We start from the raw sequence: 21,635 nt of genomic DNA on the forward strand, positions 1-21,635 counted from the left end.
CTTAGAGTTGGTATTCAGGTCGAGCCATGCGGGACTGGACGTCCTGCTGATGGACCGAGACGAGCTGCTGCTGGATTCGCTGTGCAGCGTCGGTGATTTCGAAGAGAGCCGGTCGCTCACCGCCGTTGGACTTGGTCAGATCACTGATCGCGACCGCCAACTGCTGGTCGAACGTCTTCTTGAGCTGGTCTGTCGGGAGTGTCCGCTTGAGGACATCCACGGTCTCACGGACGCCAGGCATCTTGAGGACCGGCAGAGCCGAGCGCTTGGTGTTGAACTCGGCCATGGCAGACTGGTAGGTCTCCCGGTCGATTTCACCGTCGAGGTACGCCTTGAGGGCCACACGCGGGAAGGACGCGCTGTTGAAGTCGGCCTTCTCCATGAACTCCTCATTGTCGACGTTCTCGTCCCCTCCGGTCATGCGGGTGAGGACAAGCTGGTACACCTCGGGGCTCTTGGCCTTGAGGTTCTGCAGCTCTGCCTCGTCACCAGACAGGGCCAAGTTGGCAATCTGGACGATCTCGTCGGCATCCCGCTCTTCCTTCAGCGCGGCCTTCTGCTGGTTCTCCACGCGGATGCGCTTCAGGTTGTCGCGGACGTACTCGCGCTGTGCCTCGGGAAGCTTGGCGTTCGCCATGAGGTCTTCGATGTGGTCGCTGTCAGCGAACTGGGGGTCAGACTCGGCACGACGGACGAGTTCCTGGGCGTAGCTCCGACGAGCCTCACCGGAGTCGACACCGAAGTTCTCCGGGGCCGTCTCTAGGAAGGTCGCGACATCCTCCTCGCCGCCGTCAGCGTCGAGCGCGAGAGTGCCCTTCTCTTCCTTGGTGGAGGCTACGCGGACACCGGCAGCTACCTGGTCTCGATACGCGATGAGCGCATTGACGACACGACGGAAGTCGGTGTTGGCGCGGTTGCCCTGGATGCCGTCGTACTTGCCTTTACCGTCCTTGCCCTTGAGCGCTGCCCACTGACCAGCCAGCACCTTGTCTGCGAAATCCTCGGCGGAGATTCGCCCTTCAAGGAAGTCGGACAGACGCTGGCCCTTCGGCATGACCTTCTCCAGCAACACCTGAGCGAGCTGGTGCTGGACAGCCGGGGTGAACCGCGTGGTCTTCGGGTCAAGACCGGATGCACGGACGACAGCCTTCAGCGTACTCGGGATGAACTGGTAGAGACCAGCCGCACCAGTGTAGCCACCGGGACCAGAGTACTGCTTCTGGTGCTCCATGACCTGTTCGATGGTCATTTCGGTGAGCTTGACGCCCCCACGTCCGTTGATGGCGTTGTAGTTACCACCACTCTCGCCGCCCATGAGCGGCACCATGAGGTTCGTCCAGGCGTCTCCATCCTTCAGGGCAGACAGTTCGATGTCCACCTTGGAGGCTAGGCGGTTCTCCAGCGCTTGCTTGTGGAGACTCGGCATGAAGCTGTCGAGGTGACCGGCATGGACCTGGACCATATCCTTGAAGATCGGAGCGATCCGGGTAATGTAGCCGTGGTAGTAGCTGTCGCTAGATCCGTTCAGCTTCTCGAAAACCGCGGCCTTCTGCTGTTCGAAGAACTGAGAGAGGGCTTGTGGGTCCGAATTTTCGTGCAGACCAGCCTGTGCGTAGGCCGTCCGAAGCTCACCAGCGAACAGATCGGCGTCCAGGCGACCTCGTTCGGCCTCATACGAGTCCAAATCCATCTCGTCGGACTTCATCAGGCCGAAGAAAGAGCTTCCCTTGGCGATGCGGACGCGGCTTTCCTCGGCTCCCATCATCGCGAGAGCCGCCTTCTGCTCCCTTTCGAGCTGTCCCTCGCCGGTATCCTTCTGCTTTTCCTGGTAAGCAGCGGCAGCATCCGGCAGGACGCCCAAGAGACGCGCCAGAGCGGCCCCAGGTTCGTTCCTCGCGTCGTGGTAGTCATAGACAGTGCGAGGACTCGGGATGTTCGACGTCTCCTTGTACGTCGGAATCATCGATTGCTGTGGTGCTGCCATTACTTGAAGGCTCCATAGTTGCTAAGCCCAGCCGTAGCGATCCGCGTCATGGCCGTCAGAGGGTTGACCCTGTTGGTGTTGATCTGGTTCTGAGCACCGATCTGGATGTTCTTGCCGGAAAGCGCGTAGTTCGCGTTAGCCGCGTCTGCGCGATCCTTGGCATTTGCGATTGAGAGAGCGCCCTGGCGTCCCTGTTCGGCCCCGCGAGCGGCCATGGTGGCACCATACGTTCCACCGCCAGCGGTTTTGACGGCGCTCTTGCCGCGAGCCGCCTCAAGGAAAGCCTGATAGGCGTCTTTGTTGGCCGCATTCGTCTCGACAAGGAACTCGCGCTCATTTGCAGCGTGTTGCAGACGAGCCTGTTCCTGAATCATGCGGTTGTTCTTCTTTGCAGCGCTTGCTTGCCCTGCGACCTCTGCCGCACCAGCGGCGAGACCAATGACTAGACCGAGATCACACAAGTGCGTCTCTCCGAATGACGAAAGGACGGAACAATTCGCCGGTCGCTCCATAGGGAACGGGCGGCAGAAGCTCTGCGCCACACCACTTGAGCCAGCGGTGATGCAGGGTGTTGTTTCCGTGGGTGAAGTTGATGAGGTGCTGGAGGTCGGGATAGGTCTGGAACCACCCGGCCAGGTGTTTGCGACACTCGCGAATGAACGGGACACGGTACTTTTCGATGTGAACCGTCGCGAGAGCCCAAATTAGTGCAGTATGAGGGGTAATTCGGCGGATGCCCCAAATGACAAAGGGTCCATCCGGTGTGTCGGCTACGTGAGCTTCCTCGGAGTGCTGCAGGGAGTCCCTAAGACCACCCAGGCCATAGGGTCTCCCATAGAAAGCCAGCAGCTCCTTCTGATCCGCCGCCCTCAGATTGAGCGCGATGGTCGGAAGGTCGTCCTCACGAGCCCTCCGTACCATGTAGTCGGTCATCAGGTCGTTCGACGCTTCTTTGGTCGATATGCGCCGTCCCATTCCAGAGACGAGAAGCGGACACGCCAGGGCGTCGAAGCCTTGACGCGGATTTTCGTCTTGGACGCCTCACCCGGAGCCAACACGCGGAACTTGCCGCTGTTGAACGAGAACTCACCCAGCTTGTCCGTCACAGAGCCGACGATGAAGCCGGACTGCTTCTTGACGTGGGTGTCTCGACCGAACGGGGTCACATGAACCTCGAACGGGCCCGAGTTGGCGTATAGGAACGAGACACTGCGGAGTTGCAGTCGACCGTCTTGGATTGCGACGAGCTTCGCGTCACGGACGTAGATCGGGTTGAGTTCCCACTCGAAATCGTACGTCCAGCCGACATAGAAGTCCTCGCCGGTCAGGTCGACATTCGGGATCATGATCATGTCTTCGTAGGCGTAGACCGGCTTGTAGGTCTTGCACCCATGGATGCTTCCCTGGTTGTTCGGGGAGATCACCACGAGGTGCCTCTCCAGGTCTTCCATCGACTGAATCCAGTACGGCATGATGATCCAGGTGTTGCCCTCGTAGTAGGTCACACCGAGGAGACTGGAGGGGACGCGGTAGTCCAGCAGGACACTCGCCTCAGACAGGAGCTGGTCTGCACCGTTCTGGAAGTTGAACGACAGGATGTGAAGCTCCCCGTCGTACTCCACGGTAAGGACGAGCTTGTCGTCGACGAAGCCGCCACCGTAGATGTCGAACGGGAACTCCCAAATCTGCCATGCCGACAGAATCTTACCTTCCTCGTTGTTGAAGAAGTTGTAGAACCAGAGCTTCTTCCGGTCGGCCTCCGAGAGGAGAAACAGGATGTTGTCCGAGGACGACGACATGATCCGGTAGACGCCCGAGGGGATCAACTCGGGAACGTGTTCGGTGATCGACGGAGCGATCTCGCGGCCAAACGTTCGGTCGATCTGGTACTCCCGCAGGGACGCATACGCCCTCCCCCGGAAGTCATCGACGAAGATCACGTTCGGGCCGATGTAGGTCGGCTCCACGCCAACCGCGTTGTTGTACGAGTTGACGCGCTTGATCGACACCGTGTTGGGCGACAGGATGCCCTCGCGGTCACTCTCAAGCCTGAATTGCTCGAACTGTGAGAACAGCAAGAGCTGGCCGTCGAAGTCCATGGCCTGACCCAGGAGGGCACCACGGGAGTTCGGAGAGGCGATGTCGATGGGGTCTTCGTCCAGCAACTGGGTACAGGTCGAGCGGTAGAAGTTCTCGAAATGACCCACCTGGGACGCGATGAAGTTCTCGTCCGACAGGATGCACATGCGACCCTTGTAGGCCCACATCCTGTTGATCGTCCGACCCACGAATGATGGCGTCGGGTTGCTGTCCCGGTCGCCTACCTCGCGGCCCTTCCAGGTATGCTGCTTGAAGGTCCAGGTGCCGTCGCCGTTGTCCACGAGGACGTGCGGCATGGTGGCCGCATTGAGAATCTCGCGGGAGTCCCAACCGTAGGTCTCCTCCCACTGTCCGTTAGCGTACCAAACCCAGTAGTCGTCTTCCTTGTCGGAGCGAGACTGCTGGATCAGCACGAGACGGCCATGGGCATCGAAGTTCGGCAGATCGGTGAACTCGTCGACCTTCTCGTTGTAGGAGAAGATCGCCTGGTTACCGTAGTCGTCGTGAGACGTCAGGAAGCCCTGCTCGTCCGCGAACTGGACCGACAGGACGGTCTCCGAGGCAACATTGACGGTGTGTCCGGCTGTTTGCGCCTGAGACCGGAGGTCTGACGCGATTTCCGCTGGCGTCTTGTCGTCGGTCTGCACGAGGCCCACGCGGATGCCGTTGATGTACATCGCGTAGTTGGCCTTGTAGCCAGCCCTCTGCTTGACCCACAGGGTACCGTGGCGGAACGGGTTGCGGCGCAGGACTCCACCGTTGTCGATGCCGGTGACACCACTCTCGTCATAGAGCGTGGCCTGGACGATAACCTTGCGGTTGTAGATGAAGGTCGTGTCGCCCACCGTGAAGAAGCCCAGGTCGGATGCAGCATCCTTCGTGTCGATGTATGAACCGGCCATGCCGACGAAGTTCACTGGCTCCATCATGCCGGTCGTCAGGTTGGTCACGACGATGCCACCCGAGTGGACACTGATGCGGTACTGACCGGACGGTTTCTGGATGTCGTGGGTTGCGACCGTGTTGCCCTCGGCCAGCGGGGCAAGACCGGCCTTCCCTCGGAACTCACCACATGGGCGGGTCGAGAGACCGTTCGCCGGATCGCACCAGGTGTTCCGAAGGTCCGCAGCGGAATTAAGAGTTCGAAGCTCCGGTGGCTGCTGCGAGATACCACCGACCACATTGGGGATACCCCCGGAAACTGCTGTCATCGTTAGATTAGACGAAGGCTGTTCATGGGAAGACGCGACGTGACGTCGTTCACGATTTCCGCCTCACGGAGCGTCAGCGGTTCTGCAGCAAGCTGCTCCGCGTGAAGCATCGCGAGGGCGCGGTTCTCGTCGCTGGTGTCTTCGTTGAGGTTCATTTCGTCGCCCACGTCGCGCACCTGGGAGACACGGGCGGCTCGCAGGGCGATGTACGTACGGGCGGAAGCAGGAAGCTCCTCGAACTCCAGGCCGAGGATCATCTGGACACTGACGGGCCCTTCGAAGGCGTAGGTGTTGGCGAACGGGGTAATGTTGAAGAGACGGTTTCCCCGAGCGGTCACCTTGACCGGCTTCGATGCCCCTACTGTCTTCACAGACAGGACGTTAGACGGAAGGTAGATCGTCTTGGTGTGGTCCGGTGTGAGGTTCCGGTACTCGGTGTTGAAGTACCAGCCTTCAGTCTGGACCGCCTTGGAAATCTCTTGGAGCGTGTCGTAGGCCTGTGAGGCCTCAAGCGGGAGAGCACCAGACAGAGAGTTGACCGGAGCCTCGCCCATGTTCTTGAGGATCAGGTTGACCGCCTCAAGAGCTGTCATCTGAGTGATTGCCATTGTGTCCCCAAACGAAAAAAAGGGAGACCCCTGTTAAGAGGCCTCCCTGGAGGAGAGCGAAAGCAATTACGCCTTAGCCGAGATCAGTCGGATGCACTCGGGACGGAGGACGCCGTGGCCGACTGCCATCTTCGAGACCATGAGCGTACCCTGGCGGTTCACCTGATAATCCTTCTCGGTCGAGAGGTTCATCAGGCGGACGGTGCCGAGGGCCTGCTTCTGCATCACGAGAGCGACAGTTGCGGTGCCGTCGACGGTGTAGTCCTGAACCGTCGAACCCGCGCGGACACCAGCGATGGTGTCGACACCGAAGTCGAGCGCGAGGTTGTTGGTCGGGACGACCTCGAAACCAGCGACACGGAGCTTACCGCCGTCGTTCTGGTTCGGGCCACCGTTACCGAAGTCACGGTCCAGGAACGAGCCATCCTGAATGAGATCCCAGTAGAGCTTCGGGGTGACGAAGATCGTGCGATCCGTGTTCGGGATGTTCGTGCTGTCGAAGTGTGCAGCAGCGCTGTAGATGGCGTCGACGATGTTCTGGATCGTCGGGGTCGTACCGATCTTGTCCTCGGTAGCCGCGCCCATCTCCGGTACTGCACCGGTAGCACCCGTGACAGCCGCCTTGGTCGCAATAGCGAACAGGTGCTGGTCATAGGCCTGGGCGAGCGAGTCACCCATCTGGAAGGCCAGCTCCGAGCGAACCTCGTAGTGGTTCATCGCCTCTTCGAAGTTCGAGACGAAGCCCGAGCTGATGAGCATGTCATCGATGTGGATGACCTTCTCACCGTGGTTCGTGGACTGACCGAGGATGACGTTACCCGGAGTGTGGTACTCCGCTGCCATCTTGCCGAGAGCCGGGAACTGAGCCGACTTGCCGTGCGGGATGGTGCGCTCACGATGGCGACCCTTCATCACGCAGCGGGTATTGAAGACCTTCAGGGTCTCACCAGAGAACACCTTCAGGTAGAGGTTGTCCGAATGGGACGGACCTGCCGGAATACCGGCGTTGACCGTTGAAGTCTGAGGCATGAGTTACCAAGAAAAATCAAATGGCTGCCGTGGAGGCAGACAGAAGATTCCGTCTGGAAACTCTCGTGTTCGTCTGTGGTTATCCCCGAAGGGGCCAGAAAGTACTTGCGAAGGTTCCGTGAGAACGAAATCGTTAGGAGTCGCCCTCTAGGGAGAGGCGGGACTACATCGATTTATTCTTGGCTGGCGAAACTGAACTGCCGTCCCAAGTCGAGGCTTCCGTCATTCGGTCAAGAAGCAGGACGGCAGTGAGACGAATTTTGTCTCTATATGAGGGGGAAATTGGAAGTAGCCTCCCAGGGTGCGCTTCAGTGAGAGGCGTGGGAGGCATTGTTCCTACTTCCGCTTCGGTTGCTTCTTCCGATTGGCTTTGACGGAGGAGATTTTGAGGTTGGACAAGGCGTTCGAGCCACCGGCCTTCAATGGCTTGACGTGGTCGACCTCCTTGCCCTTCAGAGCGGCCTTGCCGTGAATCTTCTCCATGCGCCGCCGAGCCCTCTTGCGAAGGATGTTGTCCCGGCGACGGTCTGGACGGCGAGAGGCCCGGTATTCCTTGGCGTAGTCTCTCGCCATGGACCTCGTGTTACATGATGTTCGAGCGAGCGAGCTTCGCCATCACCTGACGACGGAAGGACTCGTTCGTGTCGTAGCGCGGGTCATTCAGGTCCGCGAGGTAGTCGTCCATGGTCTCGTAGCGAGAACCACCGACAGAGGCACCCTTGACCGTCACGGGAGCTTCCGGCTCACGGGAGTCATCCTTCGTGGCCTCCGCGACAGCTCGCGAGTAATCCGCGTGAAGCGCCTTGATGGCACGGAGGACGCGGCTGCGGTCGTTCGAGTTGATCTCCGCGTCGAACGCCTTCTGGTCGGCCTCCGGGAGGTTGTCGATGGCCCACTGGATCATATCGTTGTAGCCATCGGAGCCACCGGTGAGGGAGTACGCCTCGTTGATCACGTTGGCGCTACGAGCGGCGAGCCCCTCGATGTAGACGTCCACGAGGTCACGCGGGTAACCGGCCTTCTCAAGAGCCTCGTAGTCGCTGTCGTCGATACGGCCATTGGCGTACCACTTCTGAGACAGCTCACCGAGGTTCAGACCGGCCTTTGCCGTCGCGGCCTCTGCTGCGGCTCGCTCCTCCGGCGACATGGGGTCTTCTGCAGGAGCTTCCTTGGGAGCAGGAGTTTCGGTCTCCTTCTGGCCCGAGGACATACGCTTCTCCAGTTCGGTGTATGCCTTAGCCAGGTCTTCCGGGGACTTGAACTTCTCGGGAAGCCACGCAGGGCGGTCCCCACCTTCACCACCCTGCGCGGTCCCATCTGCTCCCCCTTGAGCAACTGGGTTTTCCTCGGAGATGACACCTTCTGCTACGAGGGCGTTGTACTGTTCTTCGATAGACGGACCGGCCTGTGCTTCGTCGCCGGTAAAGACGTTGACTGCTTCAGTGTTGGACATGGGTTCACTCAAGGGGGTTGTCAGAGCGAATTAGCGGCCCTTCGGACGCTTCTTCGGGAGGGGGCCCTTAGCGGGGGTCTCCTGGATGACACCACGGCTGATACCGTTGAGCATCGCAGTGATCGCCTTCCCGGCCCCTGCGTTGTTCTTGCGAGCGGCCTCTACGCGGTCAGCGCGAGCCTTCTGGGCAGCAAGACGCTGCCGTCTGGCCTCGGCCATCGTCGCGAGCTTGGAGCCAGGCTTTGCGATACCGACACCAGGAGCCGGTCGCGGGGACGGCTTGGGAGCAGTCGCCGGGGTCTCATCGCGAGGACGAGGGGTTGGCGCGGGAGCCTTCTTGGGGGTCGGCTTGTGGGAGGCGAGCTTGGTGTTGTAGCGATTACCGTTCCAGACGAAGGTCTTCTTGCCAGCCTTACGCGCTGCGGCGAATGCCGAGTTGAAACTGGGCCTCTTAGCCATTCATGTCTTCTTGGTTGATCTGAGCGGAAATGCCTTCGGCGGCGACCTTGGCGACTGGGCCTACGCCACCCTTGACGGCTTCCATGAGCATCTGCTGTTGGAGACCAGCGTTCTGCTGTGCAGCGAGGTTCTGCTGGTTCTGAGCCTTCTGCTCCTCGCTGAGGAACAGACCGTCGGTGTCGATGGACAGGGAGACAAGCGCTCGCTCCGCAAAGTCGCGGATGCTGATCTCGCCCTGCAGCTCCTGCTTGAACGGGATGATGATGTCCCGAGCGGCTGTCATGTACTTGTTGTAGTCATGACCACGCCCCAGGGCCTCGACACCCGTGACCACCTTCGGAGACGCAATCGGCTTACCGTCCGGTCCCTTCAGGGAGGACAGCTTCGGAATCTTCTTCTCGCGCTCCATGCGATCCATGATGCGAACCACGAGGGGCATCTGGAGGTCTTGCGCGAGCAACGAGAAGATACCGCCGAGCACGTCGTCGATATCCGAGACAAGCGCACGGATTTCCTCGGCAGTCACACGCTCGCCCTGGCGCTGCACCGACTTATTCATCATGAAGGCATGGGTGAGCCTCTGGATGATGTCGTTGAGCAGCGTGTGCGGGACAGACAGATCACCCTGCTTGTCCAGCGTGAGCATCGTCACGTCGTCCTTGCGGCCAGAAATGACCTCAAGGTTCTGGGCACGGGCAATGTCGGCAGCGCGGGTGAGACCGGTCGGGTTGACCATGGGGACAACCTTGGCAGCAGCCGCAGCGGCCTCGCGGATCGCCTTGGACAGCGCCTCGGCACCAGACAGGTCACCGAAGTACTCGTCGATGTACGAGCGACCGTAGTCCTCGTCCGACAGGTAGGTCCACCGGAGAGCCATCACCGGGGATCGATCGGCCTTCCAAGAGCCCTCGGAGCCAGGGATGCGAACACCCTTGATGGTCTGGTAGGAGACCATGCGGTCGTCCTTGCGCTCAAAGACCGTGTAGAGGTCGTAAGGCTTATCCGAGACCTTCCGTTCGTTGTCAGACGGAAGATCAACCTCACCCTTGACCTCGACCAGATCGAGGACACGCTTGGGCAGGACGGAACGAGCGACGGTTTCCTTGATGATGACACGAAGGAGGTTCCCTTCGTAGTCACGCTGGACGACGTACCGGTCCAGACGGAAGATTTTGAGACCACCCTTCTTGGGGAGGTATAGGAGGACATTACCTCCAACGATGAGGTACTTGATTGCCTCAGTGAGAGCGGCACGGATCGACAGACCTTCGATCTCATCCATGACCGCGCGTTCAACCTCGTTGAGCTTCTTCTCGACACCGGCTCGCATGTCCTTCGCCTGAAGCTCCTCCAGAACCTGGTCGGTGACCGACAGGCGGAACATCGGGGAGTTCGGCGGGAGGAGCGTCATGACCAGCTTCGACGTCAGCGTGTTCACGCCGTGTGCGCCGATGGACTGGAACGGGGTGTAGAGACGAGTCGAACCGTCACTCCCTTCCGGTGGGAAGAGAGACGGGATCGTGTACCGAGAGTTTTCTCTCGCGCGGTCGAGGAACGGCTGGCGGTCTTGCTCTAGACGAGCGTACAGGCCAGCGATCTCGTCGTCAGTCGTTTCCGTGTCCCGCGAATTGATCTGCGGTACACGAGCCACTTGAGCCTATGGGGTTACACCTTGATGCCACTCGGTGCCTGAGCAATCGTCAGACCGGTGGTATTGAGACCGTTCGAGCTACGGTACTTCTTGGTGCCAATCGCGAGAGGATTGGTGTTTGCCGTGGGAGTACTACCAGTCTTGGAGCGGTCGTTCGTCTGACCACCGGCTGGTGCAGAGTCGATTGTCTTGTCGATCTGCTTTACGACCGGAGCTGGTTGGGTAAGCACTTCCGGCGGCGGAGCCGGGGTCGCCACTTGCTGCTGACCACCACCACCTGAACACATGGGAATCACCTGTTAATCTGCGCCTTGTGGACACCTTCGAGGAACTGGACGACCTCGACGGCACCCTTGTAGAGCCAGAGCTGACGTTCGTTTTCGACGTTCATGAATCCGGCAAGGGGGTATTTCTCTTTTAGGAACTCCACCAACTCATGAGACACATGAGGGAGAACCTCTAGAGACACTGGTGTATTATCTTCAGCCATCACACACAGCTCTATATGAGGGGGAAATGGGAGGCCCGAAGACCTCCCCCTGCTTAACGGATGGGGCAAGCGCCGGTAGCGCAGCCTTCGTCGAGCAATTCGTCCGACATCGGAGCATCCAGATCGACCGGCAGGAGCTTGGAGACGTATGCCTCCCAGGTCTCCCTGGTCACCACCTCCTGCGGAAGGTAGGCGTAACCCAGGTCTTCCGCGGTCTTCGTCGGATCGTTACGGTAGACGAACGAGACACCAACGTAGGAGTCCCAGTTCTCGTAGAGCCAGTCGACAATCGCCGGAACTTCGCTCGGGTCATACGAGATCGTCACCGAGCAGTTGTGATCGACGTAGTAGTCCATCATGAGCTTGTAGCGCTCAAGCTGCTCGACGGCGCTTTCCAGGTTGACCTCGACGCCATTCACGACGTCGAACTGCACGTTCTCATACTTGACCGGCAGACGGACGATGACGCCGGTCGGGTCGGTCGGGTGCGGGAACGTGTAGTAGCCAGCGGCCTTCAAGCGGTCCACCAGCGGGTCATTCACGGAGAAGTTGACGTTGTTGAAGATGTACTTCCCGAGCGGCTTGTGGACGCCCTCGGTCGTGTCCATGATCTTCCCGAGAGTGCCGGACGGCTTCACCGTGGTGACCGCCTTCGGACGCGGGAGACCAAGCTCGTCGGCCATGGAGAATGCACCCTGACGTGCGGCCATGCGGAGCGCCGTGAGAACACGAGGATGGTCATTGTAGTGGAGACTGTCGAGGAACCCGACGATGCCGGTCGCGCCGACACCGCAGAGACGCAGGAACTCGTTCAGTTCGTGCCAACTGTCGGACAGGATGCCGTCCTTCAGGTTGACACAGGTCTGGCGGTAGTTGGCTCGTGCGGCCAGGTAGATTGCCTCACGAAGGCCCTCAATGTCGCTGATGAACTTCGTCCAATCCACCTCAACAAGGTTACAGAAGCTCTTGTTTCCCAACAGGATTTCCGCACACGGGTTGCAGCCTTTGAACCACGGAGCCCTCTTGCGAGCCGCCTGAGCGTTGATGAAGCCAGGCTCGGAGCCACCAGCGTCGATCATGCGAGCGAATACGCCATGAAGCTCCATCTTCGTCGGCTTCGTCCAGAAGAGGAGCGAGTTGTTCGACTGTGACCGCTGCGGGTTGCCCGTCAGCCAGTGGTCCTTCTTGGCACCGATGAACTGCCAGGCTTCCGGGTCTTCGTAGTCGAGGACACAGATTTCGGCAGAGCGGCGCGAGGACAGCGTCGTGCCCAGCCAGTTCATCACGTCGAGGATGTCGATGGCGGTCAGTAGCTTCCCGGCCCGACGATTCAGGATACCGGCGATGGCGACGAACGCCTTGGAAATCGACTCGTCACCCGAGGAAATCCAGCCGTAGCCCTTGAGGCGTTCACCGGCTGCTCGGACCTCGGAGAAGTCGAGCACGACCACGTCAACGACATGCTTGAGGGCCAGGAGCTTACCAACGGCCTTCGCCCATGCCTCGGCAGAGTCACCAATGGTGAGACGCCAGTAGCGACGACCGGCCTTCGTGTAGAGCTTCGTCCGGTTCACCTCGACGCCCTTGGGGTCACCAGGGACTTTCGTGGAGCGGATCACCTGGAGTTCGACCGGCTTGGCGAAGCCGTTGAGGATACCTGGGACCGGCTTGAAGCCGACACCGCATCCCTGCAACAGCAGCCAGAACATATCAACAATATCAAAGACATCTTCGGCGAAGCTGAAGCTGCAGTTAAACTGCGAGGCCTCCCGGCGCATCGCCACTTCGGTACCACCGAGCCACAGGGTGCGACCGGAGACGGACACCTTGCGGTCCATCATCAGCTCCCGGAGACGAGTGAGTTCGCGGGTCTCGCGCTCGTCGATCTCCGTGCCCTTCGCGCGTTCCCACAGCCACTTCTGGTGTCGGATGACGCGGTCGACTGTCTGCTCCCACGTCTCAAACGAGCCGTCCTCCAGGGGACGGTTGTAGGTGCGCCGCGTGAGGAGTTGGGCGCGGAACGAGGGGGTATGCTTAGTCATCAATCCCAGGATTCGAGGAACTTCAGGAGGTCGTCGTAGCCACCGATGTGCTTGCTACCGACGTAAATCTGAGGGACGGTCTGGAGACCGCAGGAGATGAGGAAATCGGTGAGAGCTGGCTGTTCCACGATGTCGAACTTGTTGAAGAGGACACCCATCTTCTTCAGCGTCTCTTCCGCTTTGACGCAGTAGCTGCAGCCTTTGCGTCCGAGAATTGTGAAAGCCATTCGAGGCGCTCCTTGTCTTGTTGTTCAATGAACGCGATCCACTCGTGGGCCTTCACGCGGTCCTCCTCGGTGAAGACGAGGTCGAAGCCGGTGCCAGCCTTGAGGTGGTCGCGGGTGATTCGTTGCTGGAGGTCTTGGGGGAGCCTGTCGTAGTTCCGCATGAGGAACGCGCAGTGCTGGTCGAACATCTCGTCAGACCAGATCGAGTAGTCCTCCACGTAGTAGAGATAGCTGGCGAGGACGAACATCTCGCCCTGCCAGCGCCAGATTTGCTCTTCGGTCATGCCGTGAGGGCTACCCAGGAGACCGGGAAGAGCTTCGTGAGCACATCCCCGACCATCCCGGCGAGCTGCTGCACCTCAACCTGAGCATGGCTGTCGGTGCGCTGCCGGTAGAACCGCGCGTAGGCCGCGAGAGACCCCGTCCATACCCACTGGACCTCCACGCCTTGCGGCAGGATGAACCGGGCCTGTTCAGGGCAGACACCAGCCGCGATCATGTCCTCGTAGAGGTCGATCATGGCCTGGCACTTGTCGCGGTATAGGAGCTTCCACGGTTCGCTCATCGGGTGGGTCTCCCCCGAGCCCTGCTTGATGGACCCGTCGGGCTTGCTGCGGAACTCCTTCGGGACGAATAGAACCGGCCTGGTGCTGATGTACCGACGGCTCTCCTCGTTCTCGACGAAGCCAAACTTGTGCTTGAAGCACTGGGTGCGGATGGGCACCGGGGCTTGCATCCGCAAGGTGATCGCCGTGTGAGCGAACGGGGTCCAGTGGTTGTGACGCGCGAGGTAATGGATGAGACGGGCGTCGTCATCCTTGAGCTTCCCCTGCCCGAAATCATGGAAGCAACCGATGCAGCGCTTCCCAGGATCATCCTGGCCGCAGCCGCCGCAGTACTCGTATTCGAGTTCGCTCACCTTGTCGAAAGACACGCGAGCCGCGTTAACCACACTGAGGTCGGACCCCATGTGGTCGACGTATTCAACCTTCATTCTTTCTGAGACCTTCGAACTCAATCAGCAGTTCAATCGCGTGGATCGCCTTCTCAAGGTCTTGGAGAGGCGTTCCCTTGTCGCGGAACCGCGTGATGTACTTGATGGCGGTGTGCTGACAGGCATCGAGGCCGTTCGCCATGGAGTACTCCATCGGCTGGATTTTCAGCTTCTTGTAGTGGTCACCGCCAACCTGGCTCTTGAGCGCGGACTTCGGCTCTTCCTTGGGCTCCTCCCCGCGATTTCTCGCGAGGGAGCAGCAGTCGGCTTCATGTACGGTGTCACACGGAAACGCAGTGAGTGCGCCGCAGTAGGTACAGGTCTGCATTAGTTCCAGATGAGGCTACGGATGTCAGGGGCCTTGTAGTTCGGACCCTTGAGGATTTTGCCGTCTTCGCGACGGATCGGCTTGCCGTCGTCCCCGAGCTTGCTCATGTTGCTCTCGTGGACCGCCTTGAAGGCTCGCTGGCCGACGCCGGAGAAGATCATGTTGATGAACGGTAGCAGGTCGGAAAAGCGCTCGACCTTCGCCATCATTTCCTCGTCGATATTGTCCTCGACGTCCTTGTCCGTCTTCGTGACGGCGTGGAAGCCCATCATCACGTAGCCGAGGTCGACCAACTCCTTGATGAAGTCCGCGAACGCCTCCTCGACTTCTTCCAGCTCCTCGCGGATCAGCTTTGCCCAGAGGGCCGGATCGCGGGACGCCTCGAACTTCTCAATGAACTCGATGAGTGCCTGTTCTCCGTTCAGCGGCTTGGTGTCCATAGCGTAATTTCTCCGTTATCGTAGGAATTTGCTTGTAGAATGCGAGCAATCCGCGCCTGTTCGAGCGCGTCTTCTTCAGTCAATCCGGCCTTCTCGAAATGGCTTACTACGACCTCCCACAGATCATCTGTCGGGACTTCTTCGTAGCGAATCTCGGTCTTGCCTTTGTTCTTCCCGGCCTTGAGCACATGCTCGTACGGGACGAGCTTCATGCGGTTCTCAAGGACACGCCAGGCAATGGTCTCGCCAATGCCGGGACATCCGGGGTAGCCGTCCGCAGTGTCTCCTGCGAGCGTCTGGTAGAGGTGGAACAGATCGCCCTCCTCCGGGGTCACCTCGACCACCTCGTCATCACGAAGGTGTCGACCGGGGATTTGCTTGAGGTCTTTGTCGAGAGACCAGAGGATGGGATCGTCGAACTCCCCATTGGTCATCAGGATGCCAAGGGTGTCGTCGGCCTCCAGGTTCGGGAGGATGCGGTAGGGGTATCGTTTCTTGATCCCCTCCACCACGTCCCAGTACGCGAGAGGCTTGCGGGTCGTCCTGCGGTGTCCCTTGTAGTCTCGGGCGAGTTTATGCCGGAAGGTTCCGGTGGGGTCCGAGAAGCAGAACAGGACGTCGTCTGTCTCGGCCAGGTCCGTCAGCTCGCCAAGCGTTTCCAGCATGACGTGCCAGCCGTCGTCGAAGGACGAGAACAGGATGTGGTAGCGGTCGAGAAAGCGCGTGTCCTTCTCGACGGCCACCGTGGAACGGTAGGCGATCATGTCGCCATCGATGAGAAGCGTCATTGGTCGTCGTCGGAGTCTAGATCGAAGTCACCGCGAGACCTCTCAAAGACTACCTCGGTGGTCTCCTCGGTGATCGCGATGGTTGTCTTGCGGAGGAAGTAGTTGTCGAGAACATGCTGCAGGACATATTCAGGACTATTACCGTTGCAAATCAAGAACTTACCTTGCGGGGTGATGGCGTAGTACGAAGTAATCAGTGACAATCTTCCCAAGTCCTTCCGATTTTGTACTCGCCGGTCAGCGGGACACGGATGCCCAACACCTCACCGGCTCGTTCGATTGCTTTGATGCAGAGTTCACCGACCTTGGAGACGAGCTTGCCGTCTTCGTCGGTCTCAACCAGTTCCTCGGGGATCTCCATCTGGAGTTCGTCATGGACCCAAGCCATGAGGTGGACCTGGTTGTGCAGCCCCTCCTCGCGCAGGAGCTTGTCGAACTCGACGATCCACTGCTTGCAGACGATGGCACCGCCGGACTGCAGCAGGAGGTTCAGCGCCGAGTGCTCCGACCGGACATGCAGGACACGACCGTCGAGACCCCTGATGGAGCCCGTCGAGGCCTTCTCCTTCACGTTGTCGATCAGCTTCTTGAGCGCGGGAATCTTCTTGAAGAATCGCCGCTTGATCGCCTTGCCTTCCTTCCGGCCACCACCGACGAGAGCACCGATGAGTTCGTCACCGGCCCCGTACAGGAAGGCGTAGATGAACCGCTTGGCGAGTGCTCGTGTCGCGAGACCAGCAGCCTCCTGGTTCACCGTGTGGATGTCACCGTCGATGACCTCACGAGCGTAGGCACCTCCATCGTAGCGAGCGATGAAGTGTCCCAACATGCGAAGCTCCAGACCGGAGACGTCACAGCCAAGCTGGTAGTAGCCCTTCCGGGCCATAAACAGGCGTCGGCATTCGTGCCCATAGGGAGCGTCACAGGACGGCACCTGGGCGATGTTGGGGTTGCTGTGGGTGGCTCGACCGGTGACGGCTCCGTTGGTCACCACACGGCCATGGATGCGGCCTTCCGGTGTGACGAACTTGAGCCAGGCCTTGTCTCCCTCGGCAAGCTGACCGATCCGCTTCTGGATCATCAGGTACTCGGAGATTTCCTTGGCCTCCGGGTACGGCAGCTCCGCGAGGATTTCGTCGGTGATCTTGGCCTTGCCGGTCGGGGTGAACTCCCTCGGTTTCCAGCCGTAGATCGTCCGCAGACGGTCTTCGATCTGGTCGTTGGAGTTCGGGTTGAAGACCATGAGCTTGATCTTCTGAGCCGGGTAGCCAACGAATGTCGACTTGTCGGACGGGTCTCTGTAGTGACCCCAGTAGCCGAGCTTGGCATTCGGGCGCTTGGGGGTGAACTCGTCCCCGTCCCTCACGTACCAAGGGTTGAAGATCGACCGGAGCTTGTCCTCCAGATCGGCTCGCTTCATCGCGAGTTCGACGTAGAGCTTCTCGGCGGCTTCCGTGTCGAAGCCGAAGCCGTGCCGCTCCATGCGAGCCATGATGAACGCCAGAGCGTGTTCGAGTTCGAGACAGCGCGTGGAGTAGTTCTTGCCTACGATCAGATCGTACAGGCCATTAGTGACCTCGACGTCCTGCTCGCAGTAGGTCTGCATTTCAGGGTTCCAAGAGGCCCACGGGTCTAACCCACGTTCCTCCATCACCTTCGCGTAGTCGCCCTTCCAGTTACCCAGGCGGTGACCCCAGGCTTCAAGGCTGTGGGAACCGACGAGGCTGTAGGGGAGCGTCGTTCTGTTCTTCCTGATTTTGATCAGGTCGGTGTCAGCGACGTTAGGCCAGATCACTCGTGAGACGATCAGGGTGTCGACCACCTTGGATTCGTCATAGGTGAACCACGGGTAGACCTTCTGCAGCGCCGGGAGGTCGAAGTTGATGACGTTGTGGCCGACCAGAAGATCAGCCTTCATCATCATCTCCAGCCCCCGGACGATGCTGTCACCGTGGAGCGAGTGCTTCTCCCCCGTCTTCCTGTCGTGGAGAACGAGGGAGTGGACCTTGGTGATGGTGGGGAGCAGCCCGTTGCCTTCGATATCGAAGACAAACTCGCACATTACGACAGGGCAACCGTCAATGCAGTGCGAAGCGCGAGGTTCTCACGCTTGGTCTCTTCAAGGGCACCCGCGAGCTGCTCGATCTCGCTGTCCCGGCGACGGAGGGTTTCCTCCAGTTTGCCGATGACGATCCAAGCGACCTTGTCCTTGATCGCCTTCTTCAGGGCCGAGCGGTATAGGTCTTTCATCGTGCGGCCTCCAGCAGATAGTAGCGGGTGTACTCCTGACCCGTGGTCGGGTGCTTGCGACGACGGCCAATCAGCCGGTAACCGGCCTGGCGCAGATCGGAGAGACGTCGGTGGAAGCTTTGGATGCCGTAGTCGATGAAAGCTTCGCGCTGCGTGATCGATCCGTTCTTCCTGATGTGGTCGAGAATCTTGTCACACTGGGTCATGGCGTTCCTTCCAATGGGTTTGCGACCGCCCTCAAGCTCTTGAGCCAGGCGGGTTGCCTCACGGCAGTCGGGGATGAGGTCGGGGTTTTCGAGAGCTTCGAGACAGATGCGCTCTGCTCGCTCAAAGGGACATTCAGACAGTTGAGGTCACCATCGGCTGGCAACCTCAGAGGTCTCACTCGTCGTCTGTCGGGCCACCCTCGTCACCGAGGAAGACCGAGTAGTATCCAGTGACGCCCTCGGGGATGTTGTCCTTGAGGAAGCTCAGGAAGGCGATGTCCTCCTCGCTGAGTTCCCTGTCTCCGAAGTAGATTTCCAACCAGTGGTCGGTCCCCTGCGGTGTCTGTTCCCAAAGGAACGCCTCCATGAGACGGTCGATGTTGCCGTTGAGGACTGCGACAACGTCAGGGCGGTAGACACGGAGGGTTTGGTTAGTAGTCGTCATTTGCCGAAGAGTTCCCGTTATCGGAGTGATCTGGATAAAGGTCGGGCTTCATGCCCTTTACGAACCGTCCGGTCTTCTCGTCGAACAGCACGTAGTCGGCGGTGCCGGTGCGTCCGGTCTTTCGACATTTGAGGACCGTGATGGTGCTGGTGTTCCGCGCCAGCGGGTTCTCCGCTTGCTGGTTGCGCGAGAGCGCGAAGACACCGTTGGACAACTGCTTGATGCCGCCAGAGCCGCGCAGATCGTCGAGGGTTGGCACAAGGCCGGTCTCGAACGTCCTGCCCTGGGAGGCACCCACCGGCTTCTTCAGGTGGCTGATGAGGCCGATGTAGATGTTCAGCTCGACGGTGAGCTTCTTGAGGTTGCTCATGAGAGCATCGATCCGTCGACGCTCGTCACCGTCCTGGTCCATGTCAGAGACGAGGATGGACAGATGGTCGAGCCAGAAGATTTTGACGCCGTACGCGGTCGCCAGGTACCGGATCGTGCTGTAGAGGCTTTCGTCCTCGACGGAACCGAAAGCGTCGTAGAGCTGGAACCGAGGATTGCCATTGGCGTCAACCGAGGTGAACAACCGCAGAGCTGCTTCCTCGTATTCCCGCGTATTCTTGAACTCGGGGTTGTCGATCTGGAAACGCTGACCGACCTCGTAGGCGATCAGGTCGTCACCAGTGTCCTCCAGCGGTTCCTCCAGATGGATCAGCGCTTGGCAGAAATCCGTCGTGTGGAAGTAGTGCCACTGGAGCATCTTGATGATGGTCGTCTTGCCCATGCCTGAGCCTGACGTCCATGTGTCGAGTTCACCGAGACGGATACCGCCGCCGGTCATGTGGTTCAGGACACCGAGGATTTCCGGGTACGGATAGGCCGGGACAACCGGGCGAGCCTTGAGGCGTTCGATGATCTTCTGGCCGGATACCAGGGCTTCTGGCACCCATTGTTTGGCGCTGAAGACACAGTCGACGATCAGGCTGGACTTCCCGGCTTGCATCAGGTCGGAGGCGTCCTTGTAGCCCTCGGGAGCCCATGTGATGTAGGCCTTGCCGGGAGGCAGGAGCTTCTTGACCTTGTCGACCGCCTTGCGGCCCTCCTCGTCGTTGTCAAACCAGAGGATGATCCGCTCGAACTTCTCTAGCCACGGCAGGGCTTCCTTGATGCCCTTCTCGGCTGAACCCGCGCCGTCCACGAGGGACACCACGGCGTACTTGTTCTGCTGCGCCTGTGAGACAGACAGAGCGTCCAGCTCGCCCTCGGTGATCACCACCTGTTTGCCGCCGTCGCGCCACAACCACTGGCCGTAGAGGCCCTTGAACTGCTTGCGCTTGCCCACCCAGGTGAACTCCTTGGTAGGCAGTCGGACCTTCTGAGCCACAACCCTGCGGTTGTTGTCGAGGTACTGCGCGACTTGGACATGCTGTCCGTGGAAGTCGGCCTTGATGTACGACCAGAAGCGACAGGTCTCCTCAGTTATCCGGCGCTTCGCCAGAGCCCCGTAGGAGCCCCGGAGAAGTTCACTGGCGGGACGGGAGCCGCCCTCATCATCAACGTGACGAGAGCGGTCCTCCTCGTTCAACCGCCTGGTTTTGCCACAGGAGAAGCAATGGGTGTGATCGGAGTAGATCGCGAGAGCATCGCTGGAGCCACAGTCGTCGCACGGCTGGTGCGTACGAATGGCTTCAGACATTTACTTGATGAGCGCCTCGATCTTGTCAGCTGCGAGGGTGGCCTCAAGGGCCTCGTTCTCTGCCGCGTTGGCCTCGTAGCGGAGACGTACGGCCTCTGCGTTGAGCTGGTCGGCCTTGTCAGTGCAGCGAACCGACAGCTCGCGGAGTTCAACGACGGTCTTGCGGATAGTAGAGGTGATCTGCGCGAAGTCGCGCTTACGGCGGAAGAACCTCATTCTTCTAACCATTCCTTCGGGATTTTCCCCTTGTCCGCGTACTTGAAACCCTTGGACTCACACCACTTTGCGTAGGTGGTGTTTGAAGTCTTGCCGATCTTCTTTCGGGCGTTCTGGAAGACGAACCGAATGTCCAAATGCGGGTGCTGCTTGCGGATGTAGAGGTGTTTTTGTCGATCTTTTGTGTCGAAGAGCCCCTTGCTTTCGATGAACATGGGTTCACCGTTGCGTTTCTGGATGACGAAATCCGGGGTGTACTTCGCAGGACGTTCGGGAACGAGGTAATCGATCTTCACAGCCTCGTAACCGAAATCGCGACCCGCCAGTTCCAACTGGCGAGCCACGTCTCGTTCAAGACCTGAACGGAAGTTCAGATCATCAGTAGTCGGCATCCTCGTCGTCGTTCGAGCTACCGGTGTCGGAGTCGTAATCCTCCTCGTCTTCGTCGTCGGCCTTAGAGCCACCAGTGAAGCCGCCTTCGTGCTTCTTGAATGCGCTCATGTCGCCGCGAGAACCGGTGCCGTCACCCTGGATCAACTCCAGGATTTGAACGACGATAGGCTGTAGCTGCAGGAGCTTCTTGCCGTCCTTGTCCTTACCCACATAGACCTCGGACTGGACGACGATGGTCGAGCCACCCCACGGGTTGACGTCGACCGGCTTCAGGTCAGCGTCGATCAACAGCGGACGGCGATCCCAAACCTCGCCGGTCTTCTTGTTGAGGCGATTCTTGACCTCGTTCTTGAAGATGACGTAGCCCGTCTCCTCCTCGGTCTCCTTGTCGAGTTCGAAGTACCAACAGGTGTTCTTCTTCTTCGGCATCTTCTTGCCGATCAGCTCCTCGGCAATCGCCTGAAGCTGCTCCATGTAGGCCGTGGCTTCTGCCAGCGGGACACGGATGTTGGCCTTGTAGGTGCCGTGCTCGTTGTACTTGGTGTCAGGGCGCTTGAGAGCGAGGTGGACGCCCTTGGCGGCGTCGAAGGTGAAGAGCCTCTTCTTCTGCTTGTCGTTAGCCATGGATTGTTACGGG

Annotated in this window: 24 protein-coding genes; all 24 read right to left on the reverse strand. The window is 59.6% G+C overall.

All coding sequences use genetic code 11. The features are described from left to right. Nucleotide 1: 1 nt before the first annotated feature. Nucleotides 2-1,984: a hypothetical protein gene (locus L630_RS22145; protein ID WP_144708619.1), complete on the reverse strand. Its 1,983-nt coding sequence runs from the start codon at nt 1,982-1,984 to the stop codon at nt 2-4. After that, nucleotides 1,984-2,358 carry a hypothetical protein gene (locus tag L630_RS0108500; RefSeq protein ID WP_144708618.1) on the reverse strand — a complete coding sequence of 125 codons (375 nt, stop codon included), beginning with the start codon at nt 2,356-2,358 and terminating at the stop codon, nt 1,984-1,986. Before L630_RS0108500 ends, L630_RS22145 begins: the two co-directional genes overlap by 1 nt. A 79-nt stretch (nt 2,359-2,437) precedes the next feature. Next, a complete protein-coding gene (locus L630_RS0108505) occupies nt 2,438-2,917 on the reverse strand; it encodes a hypothetical protein (RefSeq protein WP_024847837.1) in 480 nt (159 codons plus the stop codon). Then, complete coding sequence (locus tag L630_RS0108510; RefSeq protein ID WP_024847838.1) at nt 2,917-5,295, reverse strand: hypothetical protein; 2,379 nt, start codon at nt 5,293-5,295, stop codon at nt 2,917-2,919. Before L630_RS0108510 ends, L630_RS0108505 begins: the two co-directional genes overlap by 1 nt. A gap of 2 nt (nt 5,296-5,297) precedes the next feature. Beyond that, nucleotides 5,298-5,903: a hypothetical protein gene (locus L630_RS21205; protein ID WP_024847839.1), complete on the reverse strand. Its 606-nt coding sequence runs from the start codon at nt 5,901-5,903 to the stop codon at nt 5,298-5,300. Between the two features lie 66 nt (nt 5,904-5,969). Then, entirely contained in the window at nt 5,970-6,932 is a 963-nt protein-coding gene (locus L630_RS0108520) for a hypothetical protein (RefSeq protein ID WP_024847840.1), read from the reverse strand. A gap of 583 nt (nt 6,933-7,515) precedes the next feature. After that, on the reverse strand, nt 7,516-8,385 hold the full coding sequence (locus L630_RS22150; protein WP_024847842.1) for a hypothetical protein: 870 nt from the start codon (nt 8,383-8,385) through the stop codon (nt 7,516-7,518). Nucleotides 8,386-8,415: 30 nt separating this feature from the next. Further along, the gene (locus L630_RS0108535) at nt 8,416-8,844 is read right to left on the reverse strand and encodes a hypothetical protein (RefSeq protein WP_024847843.1); all 429 of its coding nucleotides are present in this window, start codon (nt 8,842-8,844) and stop codon (nt 8,416-8,418) included. Then, the gene (locus L630_RS0108540) at nt 8,837-10,495 is read right to left on the reverse strand and encodes a portal protein (RefSeq protein WP_024847844.1); all 1,659 of its coding nucleotides are present in this window, start codon (nt 10,493-10,495) and stop codon (nt 8,837-8,839) included. The genes L630_RS0108535 and L630_RS0108540 overlap by 8 nt, the downstream gene beginning before the upstream one ends. Before the next feature lie 543 nt (nt 10,496-11,038). Beyond that, nucleotides 11,039-13,027: a ribonucleoside-triphosphate reductase, adenosylcobalamin-dependent gene (nrdJ, locus tag L630_RS0108550; protein ID WP_024847845.1), complete on the reverse strand. Its 1,989-nt coding sequence runs from the start codon at nt 13,025-13,027 to the stop codon at nt 11,039-11,041. Then, on the reverse strand, nt 13,027-13,254 hold the full coding sequence (locus L630_RS22425) for a glutaredoxin domain-containing protein (protein ID WP_024847846.1): 228 nt from the start codon (nt 13,252-13,254) through the stop codon (nt 13,027-13,029). Before L630_RS22425 ends, nrdJ begins: the two co-directional genes overlap by 1 nt. After that, nucleotides 13,191-13,538, reverse strand: a complete 348-nt coding sequence (locus L630_RS0108560; protein WP_024847847.1) for a hypothetical protein — start codon at nt 13,536-13,538, stop codon at nt 13,191-13,193. Before L630_RS0108560 ends, L630_RS22425 begins: the two co-directional genes overlap by 64 nt. Beyond that, the gene (gene thyX / locus L630_RS0108565; RefSeq protein WP_024847848.1) at nt 13,535-14,248 is read right to left on the reverse strand and encodes an FAD-dependent thymidylate synthase; all 714 of its coding nucleotides are present in this window, start codon (nt 14,246-14,248) and stop codon (nt 13,535-13,537) included. The genes L630_RS0108560 and thyX overlap by 4 nt, the downstream gene beginning before the upstream one ends. After that, nucleotides 14,238-14,576: a DUF3310 domain-containing protein gene (locus L630_RS22155; protein ID WP_024847849.1), complete on the reverse strand. Its 339-nt coding sequence runs from the start codon at nt 14,574-14,576 to the stop codon at nt 14,238-14,240. The genes thyX and L630_RS22155 overlap by 11 nt, the downstream gene beginning before the upstream one ends. Continuing rightward, nucleotides 14,576-15,016 (reverse strand): hypothetical protein, encoded by a 441-nt coding sequence (locus tag L630_RS0108575; protein WP_024847850.1) that lies wholly within the window; start codon nt 15,014-15,016, stop codon nt 14,576-14,578. Before L630_RS0108575 ends, L630_RS22155 begins: the two co-directional genes overlap by 1 nt. Then, complete coding sequence (locus L630_RS0108580; protein ID WP_024847851.1) at nt 14,998-15,804, reverse strand: hypothetical protein; 807 nt, start codon at nt 15,802-15,804, stop codon at nt 14,998-15,000. Before L630_RS0108580 ends, L630_RS0108575 begins: the two co-directional genes overlap by 19 nt. A gap of 193 nt (nt 15,805-15,997) precedes the next feature. Continuing rightward, nucleotides 15,998-17,866 (reverse strand): DNA polymerase, encoded by a 1,869-nt coding sequence (locus L630_RS0108590; RefSeq protein ID WP_024847853.1) that lies wholly within the window; start codon nt 17,864-17,866, stop codon nt 15,998-16,000. Beyond that, complete coding sequence (locus L630_RS0108595; RefSeq protein WP_024847854.1) at nt 17,866-18,054, reverse strand: hypothetical protein; 189 nt, start codon at nt 18,052-18,054, stop codon at nt 17,866-17,868. The genes L630_RS0108590 and L630_RS0108595 overlap by 1 nt, the downstream gene beginning before the upstream one ends. Further along, the gene (locus L630_RS0108600; protein WP_024847855.1) at nt 18,051-18,260 is read right to left on the reverse strand and encodes a helix-turn-helix domain-containing protein; all 210 of its coding nucleotides are present in this window, start codon (nt 18,258-18,260) and stop codon (nt 18,051-18,053) included. Before L630_RS0108600 ends, L630_RS0108595 begins: the two co-directional genes overlap by 4 nt. A 175-nt stretch (nt 18,261-18,435) precedes the next feature. Beyond that, nucleotides 18,436-18,705, reverse strand: coding sequence for a hypothetical protein (locus L630_RS0108605; RefSeq protein ID WP_024847856.1), 270 nt, complete (start codon nt 18,703-18,705; stop codon nt 18,436-18,438). Next, nucleotides 18,692-20,389 (reverse strand): DnaB-like helicase C-terminal domain-containing protein, encoded by a 1,698-nt coding sequence (locus tag L630_RS0108610; RefSeq protein ID WP_084465855.1) that lies wholly within the window; start codon nt 20,387-20,389, stop codon nt 18,692-18,694. The genes L630_RS0108605 and L630_RS0108610 overlap by 14 nt, the downstream gene beginning before the upstream one ends. Beyond that, complete coding sequence (locus tag L630_RS0108615) at nt 20,390-20,605, reverse strand: hypothetical protein (protein ID WP_024847858.1); 216 nt, start codon at nt 20,603-20,605, stop codon at nt 20,390-20,392. Continuing rightward, the gene (locus tag L630_RS0108620; RefSeq protein ID WP_034329744.1) at nt 20,602-20,997 is read right to left on the reverse strand and encodes a hypothetical protein; all 396 of its coding nucleotides are present in this window, start codon (nt 20,995-20,997) and stop codon (nt 20,602-20,604) included. Before L630_RS0108620 ends, L630_RS0108615 begins: the two co-directional genes overlap by 4 nt. Further along, the gene (locus L630_RS0108625; RefSeq protein WP_024847860.1) at nt 20,984-21,622 is read right to left on the reverse strand and encodes a hypothetical protein; all 639 of its coding nucleotides are present in this window, start codon (nt 21,620-21,622) and stop codon (nt 20,984-20,986) included. Before L630_RS0108625 ends, L630_RS0108620 begins: the two co-directional genes overlap by 14 nt. Nucleotides 21,623-21,635: the final 13 nt, after the last annotated feature.

Source organism: Aminobacter sp. J41 (assembly GCF_000526635.1).
Taxonomy (GTDB): domain Bacteria; phylum Pseudomonadota; class Alphaproteobacteria; order Rhizobiales; family Rhizobiaceae; genus Aerobium.